This is a genomic window from Salinivibrio sp. MA427 (assembly GCF_001996115.1).
Classification (GTDB): Bacteria; Pseudomonadota; Gammaproteobacteria; order Enterobacterales; family Vibrionaceae; genus Salinivibrio; species Salinivibrio costicola.
The window spans coordinates 1-1,884 of the sequence record NZ_MUFH01000407.1; the positions used below are offsets into that span (position 1 = coordinate 1).

Genomic DNA, 1,884 nt, shown 5'->3' on the forward strand with positions numbered 1-1,884 from the left:
CTCTAATATCATAGATACTATCACGCACGATTAGGTGTTCATTAACACGGTGACCGGCCTCTTTTACCGATAAAGATAGAAAATTACCTGAGGTGTCATTACAGCTTTTTCGGGTATCTGAAACAGTTAACACCGCTACATTTAAAGGAACAAAGTTTGATGTATGATCAGCCATTTATACTCTCCAATAGGTGTTTCGCATAGTGCCATTCTTCGGGTGTATTACAATTGTGTAGTTCATCATGATTGACACATAACTCACCTGAACTGACTGCGAGTTTGTCACACGCACGATTAACAGAAAGCTCTCTATTTTCCTTAAGAACGTGATTGATGATTTCTTTTTCTCTTTTACTGTTCATGAGAACTAAAGGAAAAACATTACTTTTAGATATTTTTTTTGATTCATTTTTTTTCTTAACTTCACGAATCAAAGAGGTTATTGTCAATGAAGTTATAAGTGGCATGTCTATAGGTATAAAAACGAGAATAGATTGAGGGAAATAAATCATTGCAGAATAAATACCCCCCAAAGGACCTCGATTTGAATATATATCGCGTATATCGCTATACTCTTTTTCACCTGCGCAAATAATAACCTCATCGCATATTGACTGTCTCAGTATGGTAGCTTGTCTTTCAACAAGGGGCTGGGCACCATAAGCAAGAAGTGCTTTATCTTCCCCCATCCTTTTAGACAGGCCACCCGCCAGTACCACACCGACAACCTTTCTCTCTTTATCATTGCTCATGATACTAACCGCCTAACATCGCCAGGTTTTTTGTCATTCCACTATTATCATGATGTAATAAATGGCTCTCACGCTTATACTGGAGCAATGCTTCGATCTGTTCTTTCGTACCAACAATATCTCCTCGACACAAATTGTCTCGAAGACTTGATGCGCTACTAGCAAAAAGACATAGGTGTAAATTTCCGGTAGAAGAAACCCGAAGTCGATTACAAGACTTACAAAACTCTTCACTATAGGGCATGATCAAGCCAATTTTTCCTGTATAGTCAGGGTGAGAGTATTCATCTGCTGGACCTGCATTCGCTTCTTTTTGTGTCTTTTTCCAACCTTGCTCAATAAGACGATTTTGCAGCACCTGTCCACTTACGTGTTGACTTCGGTGAAAATCGCTATTGTCGCCGGTACGCATCAGCTCAATAAAACGCCAAGTAACTTCCTTATCTTTTGTAAAGGCTAAAAACTGTTCCCACTGGTCTAAGTTGTATTGTTTCATCAATACAGTGTTAATTTTCACGTTATCCAAACCACTATCTAGAGCGAGATCAATGGTATCAAGGACCGAGTGCAGCTTTTGCTTCCCCGTTATGGCTCGAAACTGATATGGATTTAATGAGTCAGCACTAATGTTTAACGCTGAAAGTCCTGACTTGATATATTTAGGTAGAGTTTTGGGAAGATTAAAGGCGTTAGACGTCATCGCCACTTTCTTTATGCCACTTGTGGATGCAGCAATAGCGATGATATCACAAAGATCTTTTCTTAATGTTGGCTCACCACCTGTTATTCTAATTTTAGAGGTTCCCAAAAGAGAAAAGGCATGCAGTAAAGTTTCTATCTCAAATAGTGACAGTTCGTTTTTGCCAGCATTGCAATCATTACCATTGGGTAGGCAGTAGTTGCAACGGAAATTACATAAATCTGTTACCGATAGGCGTAGATACTCGAACCTACGACCAAATGCGTCATATAGCATGTCAACACCTTTCCAAATCCGGGAGGCTGGCTGGTTTCCCAAGCCAACCCGGTAGCATCCACTAAATACTACGGCTCATTGCTCATATACAAATACGGGTGTACCTTGTACGTAGACGACAATGTGCTTCGGGTTGATTAAAGTCTTACTATAGTC

The 1,884-nt window shown here is 39.8% G+C and carries 2 protein-coding genes and 1 riboswitch; both genes read right to left on the reverse strand.

The window, feature by feature from the left end:
• Positions 1 to 167: 167 nt before the first annotated feature.
• Positions 168 to 752: a molybdenum cofactor guanylyltransferase gene (locus BZG79_RS15060; RefSeq protein ID WP_077774813.1), complete on the reverse strand. Its 585-nt coding sequence runs from the start codon at positions 750 to 752 to the stop codon at positions 168 to 170.
• A gap of 4 nt (positions 753 to 756) precedes the next feature.
• Positions 757 to 1,728: a GTP 3',8-cyclase MoaA gene (gene moaA / locus BZG79_RS15065; RefSeq protein WP_021022851.1), complete on the reverse strand. Its 972-nt coding sequence runs from the start codon at positions 1,726 to 1,728 to the stop codon at positions 757 to 759.
• A riboswitch (molybdenum cofactor riboswitch) is annotated at positions 1,720 to 1,873 on the reverse strand. It overlaps the preceding gene by 9 nt.
• Between the last annotated feature and the right edge of the window lie 11 nt (positions 1,874 to 1,884).

Bases quoted from the DNA above. Each gene is read 5' to 3' on its own strand.
- BZG79_RS15060 (WP_077774813.1), bottom strand. From the start codon at position 752: ATGAGCAATGATAAAGAGAGAAAGGTTGTCGGTGTGGTACTGGCGGGT.
- moaA (WP_021022851.1), bottom strand. From the start codon at position 1,728: ATGCTATATGACGCATTTGGTCGTAGGTTCGAGTATCTACGCCTATCG.